Raw genomic sequence first — 20,835 nt, forward strand, 5'->3', positions numbered from 1 at the left:
GGTCGATGTCGTTCAGTTCGAACCGCGCGGCCCTCGCCGAGCAGATCCCATGCGCCCGTTCATCCGCCCGGCGCCGGGCCGGGCGTAGCCGCTCATCAGGGTCGGCGCTCTCCGGCCGAGCCTGTCCACGTTCGACTGGATGAGCTGGAAGGGATAGTCGGTGTGTCGCTCGATGACGTCGCGCAGGTCCGCCATGGACGCGTGCCACGGCATGTCGTAGCGGGCCAGGTTCGCCTTGAGGAACGGAAACCGGAAGTCCTCGATGAGGCCATCCCAAAAGTGCAGGGTGCCGTTGTTGCGAGCAGAGCGTCTGGTGGCCCACGGGCGGGCCGATGGGCGGCCGTAGGTGAGTTCGATGGCGGCGGCGGAGACGAACGGGTTGAGGCTGAGTCCGGCTCTACGGGCGCGGGCGGATATGCCGATCTCGTATCGCCAGATGACCATCCCCTTGTGGACCACGTACTGGAAGCCATCCCAGAAGTCTTCGAGGAACGTGCGGGTGTGCGAGTCGAGATCCCAGACGAGAAAGAAAGATTGGAGGTGCGGAACCAATTGGGTGTTCTCGACAGCGCCGTACATGTCGGCGCCGTGAAACGAACTCCACATGTCTTCCAGGGGAAAGAGCGGACCGAAGACGCTGTCGTTGGCGACCAGAAACCGGTCGAATTGATTGAGCGACCACCCGTGGTGCGTGAGAATGCACCACGCGAGGTGCCACGAGCCGAAATCGTAGGAAAGCGTTCGGCGGGTGTAGATGCCATCACAGAGGGAGCGGATGGAAGCCACCGACTCCGGTGTGAGAGTGGGCGAGCCGGAGACGAAGACGATGGCCGCGCCCTGCTCCCGCAAGGCTTTCAGGTAATAGGCGACGTACGGATCGACGACGCCCTGCGGGTCGAAGTGCGCAAACAGGGCAAGCGTGCGGCGGCCGGGCGGAGGATCCGGCGGAAGCTCCAGGTGGGTTTCGCATAGGAAGCGGAAAGCGTTGCCGCTGCGGCGGTAACGCGCCGCGGCCGAAGCGCGCTCGCGTTCGGTGCGCAGCATCTCCGAGAATTTCATCACGTCCCCGTGGCGTCCGTGAGTGCTCAGTCGGCGCGAACGGCCGGCCCTCGGCGCTGCGCATCCAACCGGGCGAACTGATTCTGTCGATACCGCTCGACACAGGCCGCCCGTCGGACCTTGCCGCTGGTGGTGATGGGGATCGAACCGGGCGCTACCACAACGAGATCGGCGATGCTCAACCCGTGGACGGTGGATATCGCGGAAGTGACCTTGCGCCGGACGAGATCGAAAGCCTCCTGGCCGGAATCGTCGCGGCTCTTCAACTCGATGATGGCGACGAGTTTCTCCGTGCCCTCGTCCGGAACGGCGATGGCTGCACAACGCCCCGGCGCGATGCTTTGGATCGTTGCCTCGAGGTCGTCGGGAGAGTGGTTGCGTCCGTACACGATCAATAGATCCTTGATCCGGCCGATGATGAACAGTTCGCCGTCGGCGAAGAAGCCCATGTCACCGGTACGCAGCCACGGTCCCTCCGGCGTGCCGGCCGACGGATCGACAAGCGTTGCGCCGAACGTCGTTTCAGACGCTTGTGGGTTCTGCCAGTAGCCGGAAGCGACGTTGTCGCCTTGCACCCAGATTTCGCCGGTTATTCCGGCCGGACATTCGATTCTCGTCGCCGGATCGACGATGCGCACGAGGGGTGAGCGCGCCGCGCCGTAACTAATCAGTGCTGTACCGCCCCCGCCCGCACACCGCTTCGCGCGGCCGGCGGTCAGTTCTTCGGAGTCGAAATGCGCGACTCGTGGTGATTGACCCGCCTCGCGGGTGGCGATGTACAACGTAGCCTCCGCCATTCCGTATGAGGGCCGCAACACCCGGTCCTGGAGGCCGAAGGTGGCGAATCGCTCGGTGAAGCGCCGCAGCGTCGCGGGCTGGACTCGCTCACTGCCGTTGAGGATGCTGAGCACGTTGCCGAGATCAAGCCCTGCCAGGTCGTCGTCGGAGGTCTTTCTTGCGGCCAGTTCGAAGGCGAAGTTGGGTCCTGCCGAAAGTGCGTGACTGTTGCCGGCCAGCAGCTGAATCCACCGGGCCGGCCGCTGCAGGAACGCCACTGGAGTCGTGAGTACGGTGTGGAATCCCGTGAGCACCGGAAAGATGATTCCGAGATGCAACCCCATGTCGTGGTAGAAGGGCAGCCAGGACACCACGGTGGTGTCCGGTGGCGCAACGCCGCCGTGGTCGCCGAAGAAGGCGGCGTTGATCTGCTCGAAATTGGCCAGGATGTTCCTGTCGGAGACCATCACTCCGACGGGGGTGCGCGTCGACCCGGACGTGTATTGCAGATAGACGGTGTCGATCCCGCTGCCGACCCGGCCGCGCGGCCCGGCCGTCGAGCCCGAAGCCAGCGAATCAACCGCGACGATCGACGGAACGGATCTCCCGGCCCCCGACTCGACGTACCGGGCGGCATCGCCTGCGGCGGACGATACCGTGAGAACGACGGAGGGTGAGGTGTCTTTCAGTACGGCGGCGACGCGTTCGTCGCTGGCCCCACCGAGTGGAACCGCAATCAGCCCTGCCTGTAATGCCGCAAGGAACGCGGCGATGTAGTCGAGCCCGTGCGGCGCCAGGATCACAGCGCGGTCGCCCGGCGATCCGTGAATCCTCAACTCCTGTGCGACGTCAAGCACTCGCCGGTAGAGCTGTGACCATGTCACGCTCTCGGCAATTCCGTTGCGATCGCGCTCGTGATCCATAAACGTGAACGCTGTCCGATTGGGCTGCAGACTGGCGCGTTCGCGCAGCAGTGTCGGAATGGGACACTTAAGCATGGGCGTCAGGTTACCCGGGCCATTAACACTGCGTCGGCTTTGGGCTCGAGACGATGGGCAGTTGCAACGTACGCCTATAGAAAACGTCATCAGCCGGCTGAACGGCACGCCAATCTTGGTGGCGCTGTTGGATTTGCGCTTCAAATACGGGTACCGGTTCCTCAGCCGTCTCCTCACAAGAGATGACGTCCTATTCCTCAATTACGGGTACGAGGAGGATCCGCCGATGGCCCTGCCGCTGGCGGCCTCCGACGAGCCCGACCGGTTCCCCATCCAGCTCTATCACCGCACCGCGACCCAGGTGGATCTCACCGGCAAGGATGTGCTGGAAGTCAGTTGCGGCCACGGCGGTGGGGCCTCGTATCTGATGCGGACGCTGCACCCGGCGTCTTACACGGGCCTGGATCTCAATACGGTCGGCATAGCGTTCTGCCAAAAGAGGCACCGTCTGCCTGGCCTGAACTTCGTGCAGGGTAACGCCGAAAGCCTGCCGTTTCCCGAGGGGTCCTTCGACGCGGTGATCAATGTCGAAGCCGCGATCAATTACCGCGACGTGCGCCGGTTCTTCGCCGAAGTGAAACGCGTGCTGCGGCCGGGAGGGCATTTCCTGTACGCGGATATCCGCTACGCCGACGAGATCGCCTCCTGGGAAGCGGACCTCGCCGGGATCGCGATGCGCCGGATTTCAGCGACGACGATCAACGCGGAAGTCATGCGCGGGCTCGAGCAGAATCGGTTGTTCGACCAGATCACCCGGCGTCTGCCCAGCGTCCCATTCGTACGCGGCATCGCCGAGGACTATGCAGGGGGGCGCGGTTCGCTGATCTACAGGCGTCTGGAGAACGGCGAGGCTTCGTACCGGTTGTTCTGCTTTGCCAAGGACTGATCCGTCCGGGTCTTGAGACTTCACGTCGGCGTCACCCCGTGTGAAGCCAACACTCCCTCGCGCCGTGCCCGACGGCCTATTCTTTGATCACCACAGCAAACGCAGGGGGCCGGATTGGCGGAGGTCGGATGACGGCCGTAGCGGCGTGCCACGCGTGTGGCACCGAGCTTCTCGAGAATGCGCGGTTCTGTCACGGGTGTGGTTCGCCGGTTGCCCAGCCCGCCGCGCATGCGGAGTACAAGCAGGTGTCGGTGCTGTTCGCCGACGTGGTGCACTCCATGGACATCGCCGCGGCCGTCGGTGCGGAGCGGTTGCGAGAAATCATGGCCGAGCTTGTCGACCGCTGCACCGACGTCGTGCAGCACTACGGGGGCACCCTGGACAACTTCACCGGTGACGGAATCATGGCGGTGTTCGGGGCGCCCGTAGCAATGGAGGACCACGCGGTTCGCGCCTGTCTGGCGGCCTTGGGGGTTCAGGAGGAGATCAAGGGGCTGGCGGGCGAGGTCCGACAGCGCGACGGTGTGGACCTGCAGTTGCGGGTGGGACTGAACTCCGGTCAGGTGATAGCGGGCGAAATCGGGTCCGGTCCGTTCCGCTACACCGCGATCGGCGAGCAAGTCGGGATGGCCCAACGGATGGAGTCTGTGGCACCGCCGGGTGGGGTGATGCTCAGCGAGTCGACCGCCCGGCTCGTCCAACACGCCACCGAGCTAGGCGATCCCGAGGAGGTGCGCTTCAAGGGCAGCGACGGCCCAGTGCTGGCCCGGCGTCTGCTGCGCATGACGGACGGGCACCGCCGAACCGGCCTGCCCCAAGGCGCATTGGTAGGGCGTGACCTCGAAGTGACAACGGCCGCAGGGCTTTTGGACCGATCGATGAGCGGGCGGGGATGTGTGGTCTGCGTTGCCGGGCCGCCGGGTATCGGCAAGACGCGACTCGCTGACGAAGTTGTCGCGATGGCCAGCCGGCGCGGTGTCGAAGTGTCCTCGGTGTACTGCGAGTCGCACACCAGCGATGTCCCCTTCCTGGTCGCGGCAGGACTGTTGCGCGAAGCCGCCCGGATCACCGAGCTCGACGACGAGGCGGCGCGAGCACAGGTGCGCGCGGGCCTCCCCGACGCCTCCGACGAGGACGTGCTGCTGCTCTATGACCTGATGGGCATTCGAGACCCCGAGACGCCGCCTCCCACGATCCATCCCGACGCGCGGCGGCGTCGGCTGACCGCATTGATCAACTCCCTGTCGCTGAACCGCACCCAACCGGTCCTCTACGTCATCGAGGACGCGCACTGGATCGATGAGGTCAGCGACTCGATGCTGGCCGAGTTCCTCACCGTCATCCCCCAGACGCCGTCGATGGTCCTGATCACCTATCGCCCCGACTATCACGGCGCTTTGGCGAGAGTCCCTGGCACCCAAACGATCTCGCTCGCCCCTTTGAGTGATTCGGAAACCGCTGCGCTGCTCGACGAGTTGTTGGGCTCGGATCCGTCGGTCTCCGGAATCAAAGCGCTCGTCGCCGAACGGGCCGGCGGGAACCCGTTTTATGCGCAGGAGATGATTCACGAGCTCGCCGAGCGCGGCGTGCTCGAGGGCGAGCGCGGCGAATTCACCTGCAGCACAGACGTGGCCGACGTCACCGTACCGGCCAGCCTGCAGGCAACCATCGCGGCGCGGATCGATCGGTTGGATCCGGATGCCAAGCAGACGCTGAACGCCGCCGCGGTGATCGGGTCGCGGTTCACCCCCGAGTTACTCGCTGCGGTGGGCAACGCCCCTGCCCTCGACGCACTGCTCAGCGCCGCGCTGATCGATCAGGTCCGGTTCACCCCGGGTGCCGAGTTCGCCTTCCGCCACCCGCTGATACGGGCGGTGGCCTATGAATCACAACTGAAATCCGATCGCGCGGAGATGCACGGGCGGCTCGCCGCCGCTATCGAGGCCCGCGAGCCGGAATCGGCCGACCAGAATGCGGCGCTGATCGCCGAACATCTGGAAGCCGCGGGTGACCTGCGGGGTGCCTACGGCTGGCACATGCGCGCGGCCAAGTGGGCGACGTACCGCGATATCGCCGCGGCGCGTCTGAGTTGGGAGAGCGCCACGACGATCGCCGACGCATTGACTGCCGATGACCCGGACCTGGCGGCCATGTGCATTGCTCCTCGCACCATGTTGTGCGGGATCGCCTGGCGGCTGCACGTCAACAACGTCGGCGACCGGTTCGACGAGTTGCGCAAGTTGTGCAGCGCCGCGGGCGACAAGCCGTCGCTGGCCATCGCGATGGCGGGGCTGGTCGTGGACCACGCCTTCCAGGACAGGGTGGGCGAGGCGTCACGGCTGGCCTCCGAAGCCATCGCCCTGATCGAGTCCATCGGCGATCCGACCCTCACGGTGGGGCTGTCCTTCACGCCGATCCGCGCGAAGATGGCAAGCGGCGAGTGGTCAGAGATGCTGCGTTTGTCCCAGCGGGTGATCGACCTGGCCGACGGCGATCCCGCGAAGGGCAATTTTCTTTTCGGGTCGCCCCTGGCGCTTGCCTACGCGCAGCGGGCGACCGCCCGCTACGCGCTGGGCCTTGCCGGCTGGCGAGACGATCAGCGGCGGGGCCTGGCGGTGGCCCACGGCGCCGACTCGCTGTCCTACGTCACGGTCGTCAGCTACGTGTACACGGCCGCGATACCGGCCGGCGCGCTGCGGCCGGACGATTCCGTCGTCCGCGAGATCCAGGACGCGCTGGCGATCGCCGAACGGTCCGGCGACAACCTCCAGGTAGGTGTGGCATGGCTGACCTTGGGCCTTGCGCTGCTGCACCGCGATACGGATGCCGACCGGGATCGCGGGCAGCGGCTGTTGTTGGGGGTTCGCGACGTGTTCGTGCGCGGGGGCCACTTCTTGTGCGATCTACCGATGATCGATGTCTACGTGGCGCGTCAGGCGGCGCGCCGCGGGGAGCATGACGAAGCGATACCGCTGATGTCCGCCGCGGTCGACCACCTCGCCCGCGGGGGGCAGCTGCTGTCCTGGGGCATTCTGGCGACGGGGGTACTGGTGGAGACATTGCTGGACCGGGGAAGCGACCGTGACGTCGGCGACGCCGAGGCGGCAATCGAGCGGTTAGCCGCCGCACCGGCCGATGAGGGCCTGGCGATACGTGAAATCTGGCTGTACCGGATGCGCGCCCTCATGGCGCGGGCGCGAGGCGAGTCGGACGCCTACGCGTGTTTCCGAGATCGCTACCGCGACATGGCGAGGACGCTTGGCTTCGTAGGACACGCCGACTGGGCCGAGGCGATGCGGTAGGGCCGACCGCCGTCAGGGGCGCGGCTGCACGTCGACGCTGGGCGGGCGGGACTGCGGCTCTTGGGGCTTGGCGCGAACCGAGCGCCGCACCAGGCTGAACGCGACTGCGCCGCCGGCGAGGACCACAACGGCCGCTCCCGCGAACACCAACGGGCGCCTGGTCCGACGCTGTGCGCGCCGCGCGTCCTGCAACGCCTGAGGCAGGTTCGAAACGACCTCCTGCGCGGCCGCCAGCTCCTGCGCGAGGGTTTCCTGGGCAGCGGCGAGTTCCTTGGCGAGGCGCCCCTCTTGATATTTGCGACGAATCTGCGCCGCGGTCGACTGCGCTGACTGGGCGCTCAGGCCGACGATCCCCCGGGTGACGTCCACCGGGCCCAGCGTCGAGTAGGTCAGCCCGCGAGCGAGTCGCTCGCGCGGGGTCAGCCGGGATTCCGCCTTCGCGCTCATCTGCCGCCTTTCTGCGCCGCCGGGCAAGCCCGTCGCGGGACCGGCTCGTGGGTACTCGAACAGACTGCCAGCATAGGGATGCCGGCGGAACTGTTCTGCGCGCGCCGCCTTTTCGGTCGTCGCCCGGCTCGGGGTGACACCGGGTGCGGACATCCCGGCGCGGAGTGGCAGACTCTCATGCCGTGACCAACAGCCCCTTTCAGACCGCTACCGCCACGCTGCACACCAACCGCGGCGACATCAAAGTCGCTCTGTTCGGAAACCACGCACCCAAGACCGTCGCCAACTTCGTTGGCCTGGCCCAGGGCACCAAGGAGTACTCGACCCAGAACGCCTCGGGTGGCTCCTCCGGTCCGTTCTACGATGGCGCGGTCTTTCACCGGGTGATTCAGGGCTTCATGATCCAGGGCGGCGACCCGACCGGAACGGGTCGCGGCGGCCCGGGCTACAAGTTCGCCGACGAGTTCCACCCCGAACTGCAATTCGACAAGCCGTATCTGCTGGCGATGGCGAACGCGGGTCCGGGCACCAACGGCTCCCAGTTCTTCATCACGGTCGGCAAGACCCCGCACCTGAACCGCCGGCACACCATCTTCGGCGAAGTCACCGACCCGGAGTCGCAGCGGGTTGTCGAGGCGATCTCGACGACGTCCACCGACAGTAACGACCGCCCCACCGAGCCGGTCGTCATCGAGTCGATCACGATCTCCTAAGCCCGGCCCTTCCCGGTCCGCTCAACGCGGGTTTCGGCCCGCGTAACCGGCGGCCGTCAGCGCGTCGAGCACCTCGAGCGGGTCCGTCCCGAGGTCCCACCGAGAGAAGAGCACCAGGCTGTCGTCGGCCGTCTCGACCTCGAGCAGCCGCACCTTGCGTGCGTAGCGGCGGAACTCGGTGATCCGGATGATCTTGATGTCGGACGGCCGTAATAACTGCGTCCGGAACCATCCCCGGAGCGCCAAGCCGTCGGCGGTAATTGCCAGCTTGGGCCGCGCGCGCCACGTCGCGCCCGCAAACAAGATCAGACCCACCGCGGCAATCCCCGTCAGAATGCGCCCCGGCGCGTCTGTGACCACGGTCACAGACGCGATAGCCATCAGCAGCCCGGCAAGGCCACAACCAGCAATTCCGGGGACACGCGGCTCCCATTGTGTTTGCTGCATGCGCCGCTCAGGCCCTCCCACCACGGCCTATGGAGTTATCCACAGACGCTATCAACAGTGGGGATAAATCACACGCGTGTGATTGGGTGGCGGCAATGTTGCTGGCGCAGTAACGGGGCAACCCAAAAATGAATTCATTCGGCCGCTGGTCGTGCTCAGTGCCAGCGCATCGTCAGCAACAAACCAGTGATCATGAAAGCGAACGCGATGGCGTAGTTCCACGGCCCCAGTTGTGCCATCCAGTTGAGCGCGGCGGGCGCCTGACTCCCGACGGCCGCCAGCTGGAAGACCATCAGCCAGACCAATCCGATCAGCATGAGACCGACGAACAAGGCGACGAACCACACGCTCGACGGCCCGACCTTCACCTTCACCGGCGTGCGGCTGACCGCGCTGACGGTGAAGTCATTCTTCTTGCGGACCTTGGACTTGGGCATGATTACCTCAACAAGACGGTGAGCGGGACGGGGTGCAACGATAACGACCGCAGCTGCACGCACAGCTTGGCTACGAGACTAACCCACCTGGCACGGCGACCAGGAAATTGGAGAGCAGATGAGCGACGGAGGCCGGTCGCCCTGGCGCTTCGGCGTCCCGGTGGTGTGCCTGCTGGCCGGATTGCTCCTGGCTGCCACGCACGGGGTGTCCGGCGGCGCCGAGATCCGCCGCAGCGACGCGCCCCGGTTGGTCGACCTGGTCCGGGAGGCCCAGGCCTCGGTGAATCACCTGAACGCCCAGCGCGACGAGCTGGCCGGCAAGATCGACGCCGCGCACGGCCGGTCCTCGGATCGGGCGTTGGCGGCAATGCTGCGCCGCTCGGCCGAGCTGGCCGCCGATGCGGGGATGAACCCGGTGCACGGCCCGGGGCTGACCGTCACCCTGGAGGACGCGCCGCGCGACGCCAACGGCCGCTTCCCGCGGGATGCGTCCCCCGACGACCTGGTGGTGCATCAGCAGGACATCGAGGCGGTGCTCAACGCCTTATGGAGCGCCGGCGCCGAGGCGATTCAGATGCAGGACCAGCGCATCATCGCCACCTCGGTCCCCCGCTGCGTCGGCAACACGCTGCTGCTCAACGGCCGGACCTACAGCCCGCCCTACACGATCACCGCGATCGGCAACGCGGCCACCATGCAGGCCGCCTTGGCCGCCGCTCCCCTGGTCACCCTGTACCGCCAGTACGTGGTCCGATTCGGGCTGGGCTACCGCGAAGAGGTCAAACCGGACGTGCAGATCGTCGGCCACACCGAGCCCGATCGGCTGCATTTCGCGCAGCCCATGGGAACCATCGGCTACTGATTTCGGCCGGACGGTAACCTGGCACGGTGCGGATCCTGGTCGTCGACAACTACGACAGCTTCGTGTTCAACCTGGTGCAGTACCTCGGCCAGCTGGGCGTCGAGGCCGAGGTGTGGCGCAACGACGACGCCAGACTCTCCGACGAGGCCGCCATCGCCCAGCGGTTCGACGGTGTGCTGCTCAGCCCCGGCCCGGGCACCCCGGAACGCGCGGGTGCGTCCATCGGACTGGTGAACGCGTGCGCCGCGGAGCGCACCCCGCTACTCGGAGTCTGCCTCGGCCACCAAGCCATCGGCGTCGCCTTCGGCGCGACCGTGGACCGGGCCCCCGAACTGCTGCACGGCAAGACCAGCAGCGTCTTTCACACCAACGCCGGTGTGCTGCAAGGACTTCCAGATCCCTTCACGGCGACCCGCTACCACTCGCTGACCATACTTCCGGAGTCGCTTCCGCCGGTGCTGGAGGTGACGGCCCGTACCCGCGGCGGCGTCATCATGGGTGTGCGCCACCGGGAGTTGCCGATCCACGGAGTCCAGTTCCATCCCGAGTCGATCCTGACCGAGGGCGGCCACCGCATGCTGGCCAACTGGCTGGCCTACTGCGGATGGGCCCGCAACGACACGCTGGTGCGCCGGCTCGAGAACGAGGTCCGGGCGGCGGTGCAGCCCTATCTCCCGGCCGATCCCGCGGCTACTGGCCGAACTTCAGCGTGATGATCCCGTCCCGGTTGCAGCCGGTGCCGGCCGGCGGGTTCTGATAGACCACCCGGTGCGACTGGGAGCCGCCCGCGTCGACGTCCGGGCCCTTGTCCAGCACGCCGGTCCAGCCCAGCGCCCGTAACCGCGGCTCGGCGTCCGTCCAGAACATGCCGCTCAGGTCGGGCATCACGAACTGGTTGCCCTTGGACACCTGCAGTTCGATCACCGAATCCACCGGAACGGTCTGACCTTTGGGCGGATTGGTGCCGATCACCTCGCCGGCGGGGCGGGTGCTGTCCACCTGTGCCTGGGTGACCTTGGTGAAGCCATAGACCGTGAGGTTCTTCTGTGCGACGTCGACGGTCTGACCGGCGACGTCCGGCACCTGCTTGGTCTCGGGGCCGGAGCCGACGATGACGGTGATCACGTTGGTGATCGCGGACGTCTGGTTGGCCGGCGGGTTGGTGCCGATCACCTTGCCCAGCAACTCGGGACTCGACGGAGAATTGGCCTGCTTGAATTTGCTGAATCCCGCGGCTTTGAGCTTGCTGACCGCGTCGGAGTAGCTCAGCGAGGAGACATCGGGCACCTCGCGCTGCTCGGGACCCGTCGAAACGTTGATCGTGATCTCGTCGCCGGCGCCGACCGACGCGTTCGCGCCGGGATCGGTGCTGATGACATGGTCGGGCGGGATCGTAGAGTCGGGCTTCTGCAAGGTACGCGTCTTGAAGCCGCGATTCTGCAGCGCGGCAATCGCGTCGGCGGACACTTGGCCCCGCATGTCGGGGACCTGGACATCGCGGGTGGTGCCGCCGAAGGTGTTGAAGGCGATGACGACGACGATCGTCAGCACCGCCAGCGCGGCGACCGCGACGATCCACCGGCCGACCCCCCCGCCGTCGCCGTCGTCGATGCGACGAAGGGGTTGCCGGGGCAGCGGATCGGTGCGCGGCCCGGGCTGGTTTGCGCCGGAGGCGATCAGGCCGCTGCGGTCGGCGTCGGTGAGCACCTTGGGCGCCTCGGGCGGTTCGCCGTTGTGCACCCGCACCAGGTCTGCGCGCATCTCGGCCGCGGTCTGGTAGCGGTTGTCCGGGTTCTTGGCCAACGCCTTGAGCACGACCGCGTCGAGGTCGGCAGAGATGCCCTCGTGCCGCTGCGACGGCGGAATCGGGTCCTCGCGCACGTGCTGGTACGCGACCGCGACGGGCGAGTCCCCGGTGAAAGGCGGTTCGCCGGTGAGGATTTCGTAGAGCACACAGCCCAGCGAGTAGACGTCGGACCGGGCATCGACGCTGTCGCCGCGGGCCTGTTCGGGCGAGAGGTACTGCGCCGTCCCGATCACCGCCGCGGTCTGGGTGACGCTGTTGCCGCTGTCCGCGATCGCCCGCGCGATGCCGAAGTCCATCACCTTGACCGCGTTGGTGTTGCTGATCATGATGTTGGCCGGCTTGACGTCGCGGTGGATGATGCCGTTCTGGTGGCTGAAGTTCAGCGCCTGGCACGCGTCGGCGATGATCTCGATCGCCCGGCGAGGGGGTAACGGCCCGTCGGTGTGCACGATGTCGCGCAGGGTGACGCCGTCGACGTACTCCATGACGATGTAGGGCAGCGGACCCGTCGGGGTCTCCGCCTCGCCGGTGTCGTACACCGCGACGATGGACGGGTGGTTGAGCGCGGCGGCGTTCTGGGCCTCGCGACGGAACCGGAGATAGAAGCTGGGATCGCGGGCCAGGTCGGCGCGCAGCACTTTGACCGCTACATCGCGGTGTAACCGGACGTCGCGGGCCAGGTGAACCTCGGACATACCCCCGAAGCCGAGGATTTCGCCCAGTTCATAGCGGTCAGACAGGTGCTGAGGGGTGGTCATCGTGGTATCTCGTGTCGGGCCGGTGACGCGCTGGGCGTCAGTGGTTCAACCCGCCCGTATTCGGCCGGCCCTCGTTGCAGTCCAGAATTACCTATCGTCCCGCGATCCGTCCAATTCAGCCGCAGCACGGGGCCGGACGCGGCACCGCTCGGGGTGTTGGTGGCCGGCGGCGCCGGCGGAGTCCCGGTGTCGGTGACCGTCGGCGGCGGCGGTGCCTGCTGGGTATCGGCGCGGGAATTGATGACGATGAGCACCGCGATGATGATCGCCAGCGCCCCCAGCACTCCGGCGGCCCACAACAACGCGCGCTGGCCCGACGAGAAGGTGCGCCGGGCCGGGGGTGGCCGATGGCCCCCGGTGGCGGGCCGGGATCGGCGCGGCGCCGCGGCCCGGGTGCTGGTCACGGCGGCCGCCCTGGTGGTCGGGCTCGACGGAATGGCCGCCGGCGACGCCCGCCCGGGCGGGGGCGACTGGCTGGGGCGCGGCGGCCGGCGGCCGGCCCGCACCGCCGCAACGGCATCGGCGAACGGCCCGCCGCTGCGGTAGCGCATGGCCGGGTTCTTGACCAGCGTGATCTCGATCAGTTCGCGCACGTTGGGCGGCAGCTCCGCGGGCAGCGGCGGCGGGGGCTCCTTGATGTGCTTCATCGCCACCGTCAGGGCACCGTCACCGGTGAACGGCCGCTTCCCCGAGACGACCTCGTAGCCGACGACTCCCAGCGAGTACACGTCGCTGGCGGGAGTCGCGTCATGACCCAGGGCCTGCTCGGGGGCGATGTACTGGGCGGTTCCCATCACCATCCCCGTCTGCGTGACGGGCGCGGCGTCGACGGCCTTGGCGATACCGAAGTCGGTGATCTTCACCTGGCCCGTCGGCGTGATCAGGATGTTTCCCGGCTTGACGTCGCGGTGCACCAGACCGGCCGCGTGCGCGACCTGCAGCGCACGACCGGTCTGTTCGAGCATGTCCAGCGCGTGCCGCAACGACAGCCGGCCGGTGCGCTTGAGCACCGAGTTCAGCGGCTCGCCGTTGACCAGCTCCATCACCAGGTAGGCGGTGCGGCCCTCCCCGTCCAGCTGGCTCTCGCCATAGTCGTGGACCTGGGCGATGCCGGGGTGGTTGAGCATCGCGGTGGTGCGCGCCTCGGCGCGGAACCGCTCGATGAATTCCGGATCCTGGGAGAACTCCTGCTTGAGCACCTTGACCGCCACGCGCCGGCCGAGCCGACTGTCCACCGCCTCCCACACTTGGCCCATGCCGCCGGTGGCGATCAGGCGCTGCAGGCGGTACCTGCCAGACAGCGTCACACCAACTCGCGGGCTCATGGTCCTCCCTGTAGCGCGGCTTGGATCACAGCCCGTCCGATCGGCGCGGCGAGTGCACCTCCCGTCGCGGACAGGCGGTCGCCGCCATTCTCCACCAACACTGCCACGGCGACTCTCGGCGTCTGCGCGGGCGCGAAGGCGATGTACCACGCGTGCGGCGGCGTATTACGCGGATCGGTGCCATGCTCTGCGGTACCAGTCTTCGATGCGATCTGCACGCCGGGAATGGCCCCTTTCTGCTGTGCGACCTTCTCGGCGCCGACCATCAGCTCTGTTAGCTTAGCGGCGACCTGGGGCGACACCGCGCGGCGCTGCTGATAGGGAACGGTGGTGCTGATGTTGGCCAGATCGGGCCCTTTGAGGCTGTCGATCAGGTAAGGCTGCAGCTGTACCCCGCCGTTCGCGATGGTCGCGGCGATCTCGGCGTTCTCCAGCGGTGTCAGCGCGACATCCTTCTGGCCGATGCTGGACATGCCCAGGGCGGCGGCGTCCGGGATGATTCCGACGGTCGATTCGGCGACCTGCAGCGGGATGACGCTCGGCGTGGAGTCCAGGCCGAACGCGCGCGCCATGCTGCGCAACGCGTCGGCGCCGGTGTGCATACCGAGTTGCACGAAGGCGGTGTTGCACGACAGGGCGAACGCTTGCTTGAGCGACACCGTGGCCTCGCTGCCGCAGGGCTGGCCGCCATAGTTCTCCAACGTCGCGGTGCTGTCGGGCAGAGCGATTGACGGAGCGGCGGTGAGCTGTTCGGCGTCGGTCGCCCCGGCCTCAAGCGCCGCCGCGGTGGTGACGACTTTGAAGGTGGAACCGGGCGGATAGGTCTCCGAGATGGCGCGGTTGGTCAGCGGGTTGTCGGGGTCGTCGCGCAGCCGCTGCCATGCTTGCGCCTGCACTTGAGGATCGTGCGACGCGAGCAGGTTGGGGTCATACGACGGCGATGACACCATGGCCAGGATCTTGCCGGTGGACGGTTCGAGGGCGACCACGGCGCCCTTGCACGGCGGCCCGCCGCAGCCCTGCTGCATTGCGTCCCACCCCGCTTGCTGGACCCGCGGCCGGATTGTGGTGTCGACGTTGCCGCCCCGGGGGTCGCGGCCGGTGAAGAAATCGGCCAGGCGGCGGCCGAACAGCCGCTCGTCGGATCCGTTCAGCAGCGCATCCTCGGCGCGCTCCAAGCCGGTGCTCGAATAACGCAGGGAGTAGAAGCCGGTGATCGGCGCGTACACCGACGGGTTGGGATACACCCGCAGGAAGCGGAACCGGCTGTCGGTGGCCACCGAATAGGCCAGCAGTTGGCCGCCGGCGATGATCTGCCCGCGTTGGCGCGAGTACTCGTCCAGCAGCACGCGCTGATTGCGCGGGTCGGCGCGCAGCGAGTCGGCGGCGAACACCTGCGTCATGGTGGCGTTGAGCAGCAACAGAACGATCAACGCCATGACGGTGACCGAGATGCGGCGCAGAGAGGTGTTCATACCTTCTCGATCACCTCGGTCTTCGCCGCCGCGATCGGGGAATCCTTGCGGTCGCGTCCGCGCAGGGGGTGGCGGGCGCTGTTGGAGATGCGAGCCAGGATCGCCAGCAGTATGTAGTTCGCCAGGAGCGACGATCCGCCGTAGGACATCCACGGTGTGGTCAGGCCCGTCAGCGGGATCAGTTGGGTGACGCCGCCGACGACGATGAACAGCTGGATGGCCAGGGTGGAGGCGAGGCCCGCGGCCAGTAACTTGCCGAAGCTGTCTCGCGTCGCGATCGCGGTGCGCATGCCGCGGATGATGACGATGGTGTAGAGCATCAAGATGCTGGCGAGCCCGACGAGCCCGAGCTCTTCACCGAATGCGGCGATGATGAAGTCGGTCGACGCGGCCGGCACGGTGTCCGGCTGACCGTTGCCGAGCCCGGTGCCGAAGATTCCACCCGTGGCGAAGCTGAACAGCGACTGCACGATCTGGTAGCCGTTGCCGTCGGGGTCGGAAAACGGGTCCCACCACATCTGCACGCGGACCCGGACGTGGGCGAAGATGAAGTAGGCGATGACGCTGCCCACTGCGAACAGCACCAGGCCGATCAGCACCCAGCTGATCCGTTGCGTCGCAAGGTAAACCACCACCAGGAACGACGCGTAAAGCAACAACGAGGTGCCGAGGTCCTTCTCGAAGACCATCACACCGATCGAGGCCACCCAGGCGCCCAGCAGCGGCGCGAGGTCTCGCGGGCGCGGCAGGGTTAGACCCATGAAATGCTTTCCTACGCTGGTGAATAGCCCCCGCTTGGCGATCAACACGGCGGAAAAGAAGATCAGCAACAGGATTTTGGAGAATTCGGCGGGCTGAATGGAAAAGCCGGGGAGGCGGATCCAGATCTTTGCGCCGTTCTGTTCGGACAGCGAAGCCGGCAGGAGCGCGGGAATCACCAACAGCACCAGGCCGGTGATGCCGCATATATAGCCGTAGCGAGCCAACTGTCGATGGTCTTTGAGAAACGTGACCACGAGCGCGAACGTGACCACGCCGACCACCGTCCACATCAACTGCTGGGTGGCGCTGGGATGATTGCGGCCGCTTGTCTGGCTGTTGACGAGGTCGAGCCGATGGATCATCACCAGCCCAAGTCCATTGAGCAGAGCCACAATTGGCAACAGCAGCGGATCCGTATATGGGGCGAACCGTCTGATGGCCAGGTGCGCGGAGCCGAACACGAGCAGGAATATCAGCCCGTAGCTGATGACGTTCCAGCGCAAGACACGGTCCTGGTTTGCCTCGACGATCAATAACGCCGCGACGGTGATCGCTGCGGCGAAGCACAGCAGCAGCAGCTCGGCGTTGCGACGGGTGGGCAGCGGAGGCGTGACCGCGACGGGCGGCTGGAGTTGGGTCGTCATGCCACCGTCCGGCAGTCGATGCCCGGTTGAAGTGGAGGCGCTGGAAGCGCGGTGACCGTCTGAGATGTGGTCGTGGGGCCCGCCTGCGACGAGGGCGCGGGGCCGCTTGTGGCACTGGTAGGAGCTGGGGTGCTGGAGCCGGGAGGGGCGGTGGTCGGTGGCGTGGTCGGTGCTGGAGATGTCGCGACACTGGACTCGGGGGTGCCGCTCCCGGGGGCCGGCTGCCCCGGCGGTGACGTGGCGCGCGGGGACGGGCAGGTGGGCAGCAGGTATTCGGCGAGCAGTTGACGCAGCTGTGACTCGGCTTGATCCAGGCTGCCGCCCGGCAGTCCGGTCTGAACCTGGACCTGGCCGGGACGGCGCAAGTCCCGCAACGTCATCAGCTGACAGTTCGAGTGGTCGGATTGGCCGTAGCTGATCAGGGAGAGTTCGTTGCGCGCGGTCAGGCAGCCCACCAGATACGGCTGCTGCAGGGGCACGCCGAGCAAGGACCCTTGGATTCCGCGGACGATCGAAACTTTGCCGTCGTACTCGGTGACGTAATAGTTGCGCTGAATCACCCACCATCCGATGGCCAGTCCGGAAAGGGCGAACAGCACCGCCAGCGTCACCACGAAGAACATCCGCCGACGGGGCCACCGCGGCCGGCTCGGCGTTTCCGGTTGCGGCGCAACCCGTTTCGCTGCCTCTTCGCGCGGTCTGATCGCCGAGGCGCGGCCCGCGGAGGTGTTGGGCAACGTCATCTGGTCGTCGTCCCCGGAAACAGCTCCAGCAAGGATCGGCTGGGTCTGGCCGTAGTCGTAGTCGACGACGTCGGCCACCACCACGGTCACGTTGTCCGGCCCGCCGCCGCGCAGCGCCAACTCGATGAGGCGGTAGGCGGCTTCGGCGACGTCGGGAATCTGCAGCGCCTCGAGGATGGTCTCGTCGCTTACCGGGTCGCTGAGCCCGTCGGAGCAGAGCAGGTAGCGGTCACCGGCGCGCGCCTCGCGCATGGTCAACGTGGGCTCGACCTCGTGACCGGTCAGCGCGCGCATGATCAGCGACCGCTGCGGGTGGCTGTGCGCCTCTTCCCGGGTGATCCGCCCTTCGTCGACCAGGGTTTGGACGAACGTGTCGTCCTTGGTGATCTGCGTCAGTTCGCCGTCACGCAGCAGATAGCCGCGCGAGTCGCCGATGTGCACCAACCCGATTCGGTCGCCCGCGAACAATATTGCGGTGAGCGTGGTGCCCATCCCCTCGAGCTCGGGCTCGGCCTCCACTTGCGCCGCGATGGCCGCGTTGCCCGAGCGCACCGCGGCGTCGAGCTTGGCCAGCAGGTCGCCGCCGGGCTCATCGTCGTCGAGGTGGGCCAGTGCGGCGATCACCAACTGGGAGGCCACCTCGCCGGCGGCGTGACCGCCCATCCCGTCGGCCAGCGCGAGGAGCCGCGCGCCGGCGTATACGGAGTCTTCGTTGTTGGAGCGCACCAGGCCGCGGTCGCTGCGCGCGGCATATCGCAGGACCAGGGTCACGGGCGCAACTCGATCGCCGTTTTGCCGATCCGAATCGGCGTCCCTATCGGAACTCGTACCGCAGTCGTCACCTTTGCCCTGTCAAGGTAAGTGCCGTTGGTCGATCCTAGATCCTCGACGTACCATTCCGAACCGCGCTGCGATAGGCGGGCGTGCCGCGTCGAGGCGTAATCGTCGGTCAGCACGAGCGTCGAGTCGTCAGCTCTTCCGATCAACACCGGCTGCCCGCTGAGTGTGATGCGCGCCCCCGCCAACGCGCCCTCGGTGACCACCAGGTAGCGCGCCGCGTGCCTGCGTTGCCGCGAGGGCAGCAGGGTGCTGCGCAGCGCCAAGCCGCGGCGCACCATGACGGCCCCGGTGGGCGCGTAGATATCGGTCCGCAGAATTCGCAACACGGACCAGATGAATACCCATAACAACATTAGAAATCCGGCGCGCGTCAGCTGCAGTACGAGTCCCTGCATCTGGCGTCCTTTCCGTCCTGGCCCCGAAATCCAGCGTCCCCCTGGCGCCCGTGACCCCGAGCACATCGGCAACGTCACGATACTTGGACGGCGGTCGACGCGGGGCGAAGCACGGCAGCGTTGAGCCCAGCGGGTTTAGTGGATCCGGACGATGATCTCCGAATGACCCAGGCGGATCACGTCGCCGTCCGCCAACTGCCATTCCTGAACCGGCGCGTTGTTGACGGTGGTGCCGTTGGTGGAGTTCAAGTCCGACAGGAGCGCCACCTGCCCGTCCCAGCGGATCTCGAGGTGACGCCGGGAGACGCCGGTGTCGGGCAACCGGAACTGCGCGTCTTGTCCACGGCCCACGATGTTGGAACCCTCACGCAGCTGGTAGGTGCGGCCGCTGCCGTCGTCGAGCTGCAGGGTGACCGTCGTTCCGGCCGCGCCGTAACCGCCGGCGCCGTAAGCGCCGTAACCGCCGGCCTGCTGGCCGTAGTCCGCCGGCTGCCCGTAGTCGGCGGGCTGGCCGTACTCGCTCGGCTGGGCGTACTCGGCTTGCTGGCCGTACTCGTAGTCGCGGTGGGCGGTCTCGGGGTATCCGCCGGCCTGACCGGGGTATCCCCCGGCCGGCACGTTCTCGGCATACTGCGTGTAGTCGCCGGCCCCGTACTCCTGCCGGCCGTAGCCGCCGCCCTGTTGGTAGCCCTGCTCGTAGCCGCCGCCTTGCTCATAGCCGGCGCCTTGCTCATAGCCGGCGCCCTGCTCCGGATAGGCCTGCCGCTGCTCGGGCGGAGCGTAGCCCTCGTCTTGGCGGGCCGGCCCGCGGCCGTAATCGCCGTAGCCGCCATAACCCTGCTGGCCTCCCCCGGGCGGCGGGGCGTAGCCGCCGCCCTGACGGTAGCCCTGGTCGTAGCCTTGGCCGCCGTATCCCGTGGGCGCGGGAGGACGCTGCTCATACTGCGGTGGGGGCCCGCCCTGAGCTTGGTCGGGATAGCCGCCGCCGGGGCCTTGGTAGCCGCGCTGGTCGGGGTAGCCCCCTTGATCTTGGTAGCCGCGCTGGTCGGGATAGCCGCCGCCGGGGCCTTGGTAGCCGCGCTGATCGGGGTAGCCGCCCTGACCTTGGTAGCCGCCCTGCTCCGGATAGCCGCCCTGCTCGGGGTGGCGTGGCGGCGGGTAGCCCTGCTGCGGCGGGTAGCCGCCCTGCTCGGGCGGGTACCCCGCGCGCGGGTCAGGGCCGCCCTGCGGCTGGTCACCGGCGCGCGCGTCGTCCTGCGGGCGCGCGTAGCGCTCGTCGTAGTACTCGTCGCCAGGCCGCCCCGGCCCCGGAGGGCGGTAGCTCGAATCGTCAGTCATTGGTGCTACTCCTCGTTCTGCGCCGAACGCACTATTTGATTGTGGCGGGACGGGATCGTGGACCGTCGGGCGGGGCTGCACATCGGGATTGACAGCACCGCGGGCGCGGTACTGCCCGGTACGCAAATCCGACGACCGCTCGAACCGGACGACCACATCACCATACGTTTCCCACCCCTGTTCATGGATGTAGTCGACCAAGTACCTACCGAAAGCACCCGACGTGAGATCAGGGTCGGCGCCCACCTTCTCGAAGTCGTGCCTACCGAGGGTAATGATGTATTCGTTGGGGGCCAAAAGCCGATTGCCGTGGAGTTTCTGGACGCCGTCGCGGGCTTCGCGGCGCAGGAGCGCCTCGACTTCCTGCGGAACGATCGATCCGCCGAAGACGCGGGCGAACGCGTTGTCGACGGTGGCCTCGAGCTTGCGCTCGATCCGCGCGGCCAACCCTCGTTGGCTACTCATGCTCCGCCGTTCGCATGCACTTGCCGCAGCATGCCGCTGGCGCGCGGCAAACGATTCGGCGCGTGTCCCTCACCCCAGCATGTTATCGGGACAGCGCGACGGCGCGGCACCGTCGAAACTCTGAGAACTTGGTCGGCCCTGCTCAGACGCGTTGTCTCCCAGCGCCCCACGGCGTCCGGGCCCGACCAGGCGGGTTGGGGGACGCGGCCATTAGAGTGGTATGGTCCATCGGTTGTTTTTCCGGGCGAGTGGCGGAATGGCAGACGCGCTGGCTTCAGGTGCCAGTGTCCTTCGGGACGTGGGGGTTCAAGTCCCCCTTCGCCCACATTTGAGCGGTTCTCCGAACCGATGCGCT

At 67.2% G+C, this 20,835-nt stretch carries 17 protein-coding genes and 1 tRNA gene; 6 read left to right on the forward strand and 12 right to left on the reverse strand.

Annotated features, from left to right (window positions below):
* Positions 1-12: 12 nt before the first annotated feature.
* Together A5691_RS04845 and A5691_RS04850 are read right to left on the reverse strand one after the other, a co-directional pair.
* A complete protein-coding gene (locus A5691_RS04845) occupies positions 13-1,044 on the reverse strand; it encodes a rhamnan synthesis F family protein (RefSeq protein ID WP_197694399.1) in 1,032 nt (343 codons plus the stop codon).
* A 41-nt stretch (positions 1,045-1,085) separates the two neighbouring features.
* On the reverse strand, positions 1,086-2,834 hold the full coding sequence (locus A5691_RS04850) for an AMP-binding protein (protein WP_068016455.1): 1,749 nt from the start codon (positions 2,832-2,834) through the stop codon (positions 1,086-1,088).
* A 61-nt stretch (positions 2,835-2,895) separates the two neighbouring features.
* Here A5691_RS04850 and A5691_RS04855 point away from each other — a divergent pair, with 61 nt between their 5' ends.
* A complete protein-coding gene (locus A5691_RS04855) occupies positions 2,896-3,720 on the forward strand; it encodes a phthiotriol/phenolphthiotriol dimycocerosates methyltransferase (protein WP_369807430.1) in 825 nt (274 codons plus the stop codon).
* A gap of 128 nt (positions 3,721-3,848) precedes the next feature.
* Positions 3,849-7,022, forward strand: a complete 3,174-nt coding sequence (locus tag A5691_RS04860) for an adenylate/guanylate cyclase domain-containing protein (RefSeq protein WP_068016452.1) — start codon at positions 3,849-3,851, stop codon at positions 7,020-7,022.
* A 12-nt stretch (positions 7,023-7,034) separates the two neighbouring features.
* Here A5691_RS04860 and cwsA read toward each other — a convergent pair whose 3' ends face one another.
* Positions 7,035-7,469: a cell wall synthesis protein CwsA gene (gene cwsA / locus A5691_RS04865; RefSeq protein ID WP_068016483.1), complete on the reverse strand. Its 435-nt coding sequence runs from the start codon at positions 7,467-7,469 to the stop codon at positions 7,035-7,037.
* A 164-nt stretch (positions 7,470-7,633) separates the two neighbouring features.
* Here cwsA and A5691_RS04870 point away from each other — a divergent pair, with 164 nt between their 5' ends.
* Positions 7,634-8,182 (forward strand): peptidylprolyl isomerase, encoded by a 549-nt coding sequence (locus A5691_RS04870; protein WP_067756256.1) that lies wholly within the window; start codon positions 7,634-7,636, stop codon positions 8,180-8,182.
* A 21-nt stretch (positions 8,183-8,203) separates the two neighbouring features.
* Here the strand turns inward: A5691_RS04870 and A5691_RS04875 are convergent, their stop codons facing one another.
* Together A5691_RS04875 and crgA are read right to left on the reverse strand one after the other, a co-directional pair.
* Positions 8,204-8,629 carry a PH domain-containing protein gene (locus tag A5691_RS04875; protein ID WP_067756360.1) on the reverse strand — a complete coding sequence of 142 codons (426 nt, stop codon included), beginning with the start codon at positions 8,627-8,629 and terminating at the stop codon, positions 8,204-8,206.
* 155 nt (positions 8,630-8,784) lie between these two features.
* Positions 8,785-9,066, reverse strand: a complete 282-nt coding sequence (crgA, locus tag A5691_RS04880; RefSeq protein WP_067756253.1) for a cell division protein CrgA — start codon at positions 9,064-9,066, stop codon at positions 8,785-8,787.
* A 118-nt stretch (positions 9,067-9,184) separates the two neighbouring features.
* Here crgA and A5691_RS04885 point away from each other — a divergent pair, with 118 nt between their 5' ends.
* Both A5691_RS04885 and A5691_RS04890 read left to right on the forward strand, forming a co-directional pair.
* Complete coding sequence (locus A5691_RS04885) at positions 9,185-9,928, forward strand: DUF881 domain-containing protein (RefSeq protein WP_067779094.1); 744 nt, start codon at positions 9,185-9,187, stop codon at positions 9,926-9,928.
* Positions 9,929-9,954: 26 nt separating this feature from the next.
* On the forward strand, positions 9,955-10,641 hold the full coding sequence (locus A5691_RS04890; protein WP_067756248.1) for an aminodeoxychorismate/anthranilate synthase component II: 687 nt from the start codon (positions 9,955-9,957) through the stop codon (positions 10,639-10,641).
* Here the strand turns inward: A5691_RS04890 and pknB are convergent.
* The 7 genes from pknB to A5691_RS04925 all read right to left on the reverse strand — a co-directional run bounded on the left by pknB (position 10,619) and on the right by A5691_RS04925 (position 20,480).
* On the reverse strand, positions 10,619-12,493 hold the full coding sequence (gene pknB, locus A5691_RS04895) for a Stk1 family PASTA domain-containing Ser/Thr kinase (protein ID WP_067756246.1): 1,875 nt from the start codon (positions 12,491-12,493) through the stop codon (positions 10,619-10,621). The two genes, A5691_RS04890 and pknB, sit on opposite strands and share 23 nt — an antisense overlap.
* The gene (locus A5691_RS04900) at positions 12,490-13,818 is read right to left on the reverse strand and encodes a serine/threonine-protein kinase (protein WP_068016449.1); all 1,329 of its coding nucleotides are present in this window, start codon (positions 13,816-13,818) and stop codon (positions 12,490-12,492) included. The genes pknB and A5691_RS04900 overlap by 4 nt, the downstream gene beginning before the upstream one ends.
* A complete protein-coding gene (gene pbpA, locus A5691_RS04905) occupies positions 13,815-15,293 on the reverse strand; it encodes a D,D-transpeptidase PbpA (RefSeq protein WP_067779087.1) in 1,479 nt (492 codons plus the stop codon). The genes A5691_RS04900 and pbpA overlap by 4 nt, the downstream gene beginning before the upstream one ends.
* Entirely contained in the window at positions 15,290-16,699 is a 1,410-nt protein-coding gene (locus A5691_RS04910; protein ID WP_067756239.1) for an FtsW/RodA/SpoVE family cell cycle protein, read from the reverse strand. Before A5691_RS04910 ends, pbpA begins: the two co-directional genes overlap by 4 nt.
* Complete coding sequence (locus A5691_RS04915) at positions 16,696-18,213, reverse strand: PP2C family serine/threonine-protein phosphatase (protein ID WP_067779084.1); 1,518 nt, start codon at positions 18,211-18,213, stop codon at positions 16,696-16,698. The genes A5691_RS04910 and A5691_RS04915 overlap by 4 nt, the downstream gene beginning before the upstream one ends.
* On the reverse strand, positions 18,210-18,677 hold the full coding sequence (locus A5691_RS04920; protein ID WP_046183038.1) for an FHA domain-containing protein: 468 nt from the start codon (positions 18,675-18,677) through the stop codon (positions 18,210-18,212). Before A5691_RS04920 ends, A5691_RS04915 begins: the two co-directional genes overlap by 4 nt.
* 135 nt (positions 18,678-18,812) lie before the next feature.
* The gene (locus A5691_RS04925) at positions 18,813-20,480 is read right to left on the reverse strand and encodes a DUF3662 and FHA domain-containing protein (protein WP_067756233.1); all 1,668 of its coding nucleotides are present in this window, start codon (positions 20,478-20,480) and stop codon (positions 18,813-18,815) included.
* A gap of 242 nt (positions 20,481-20,722) precedes the next feature.
* Between A5691_RS04925 and A5691_RS04930 the strand changes: the two genes are divergently transcribed.
* Positions 20,723-20,805 (forward strand) — tRNA-Leu (locus tag A5691_RS04930).
* The last annotated feature ends 30 nt before the right edge of the window (positions 20,806-20,835 follow it).

This window comes from Mycobacterium sp. E183, assembly GCF_001667735.1.
In the GTDB taxonomy this organism is placed as follows: Bacteria; Actinomycetota; Actinomycetes; order Mycobacteriales; family Mycobacteriaceae; genus Mycobacterium.